This is a genomic window from Bacillus cereus group sp. TH152-1LC, assembly GCF_027710505.1.
GTDB lineage: Bacteria > Bacillota > Bacilli > Bacillales > Bacillaceae_G > Bacillus_A > Bacillus_A mobilis.
Genome location: NZ_JAQFNK010000077.1, coordinates 1 through 855 on the forward strand (window position 1 = coordinate 1; position 855 = coordinate 855).

The following is an 855-nucleotide window of genomic DNA, read 5'->3' on the forward strand; positions in this document are numbered from 1 at the left end:
TTCTTAGAACCTGTTTAAAATCTTTTCAATAAAATTGCCACACCTGCCAATAAGCAACTCTGTCTACTATTTTCAAGTGTTAGTTCACAATTCTTCCACAGCCTACGGTAATTTTCCAACCAAGCAAAGGTGCGCTCCACAATCCAGCGTTTTGGTAACACGACAAATTTGTGAAGTTCAGAGCGTTTGATGATTTCAACGGAACAATCAATCGATCCTTTTATTGATTGCGCAAAGGATGGCCCTGTATATCCGCCATCACAAAGTATATTTTTCACTTTTCCCAATGTTTTCTTGTGCCTTTCACACATTTGGATGGCACCCTCTCGGTCTGTTATGTTCGCAGTTGTTACATCAATCGCATGAATGAGACCGTTCGTATCTACAGCGATATGACGTTTGATTCCTGATACTTTCTTTCCAGCATCATAACCCTTTTCACCAGCTATCCATGTGTTTTTCACGCTTTGTGCATCTACGATGCAGAAACTTGTCTGATTCTTACGTCCATCTTGCTCACGATAGGTTTCAACTAATTTTTTTATGCAATTTTTCGAGAAGACTTATGCCATTCTCGTTTATTTTTCGCCAAATCTGATAGTAGAAATACACCGTTTGCCAGTTTGGAAAGTCACTTGGTAGATTGCGCCATTGACAGCCTGTGGTAAGCACGTATAGCACACCGCAGAACACTTCGTACAAATCGACTGTACGAGGACGCGTCTTTTTCCGTGCATTTTCTAAATCTTCTCGAATCAGTTCAAACTGTTCACGGGATATATTACTTGTATAATTATGTATCATAGGAATCATCCTTTTTTGTACAGATTATACCAGAGATTCTAAACAGGTTCT

1 protein-coding gene is annotated in these 855 nt (G+C 39.4%); it reads right to left on the minus strand.

Going from position 1 to position 855, the window contains the following annotated elements; translation table 11 throughout:
• Positions 1-14 precede the first annotated feature (14 nt).
• Positions 15-804, minus strand: a protein-coding gene (locus tag PDL00_RS34680) for an IS5 family transposase (protein WP_270733848.1) whose coding sequence is annotated in 2 segments (ribosomal slippage) — positions 15-548 and positions 550-804 — 789 coding nt in all. Because the reading frame shifts where the segments join, the coding sequence is not laid out codon by codon here.
• Positions 805-855 lie beyond the last annotated feature (51 nt).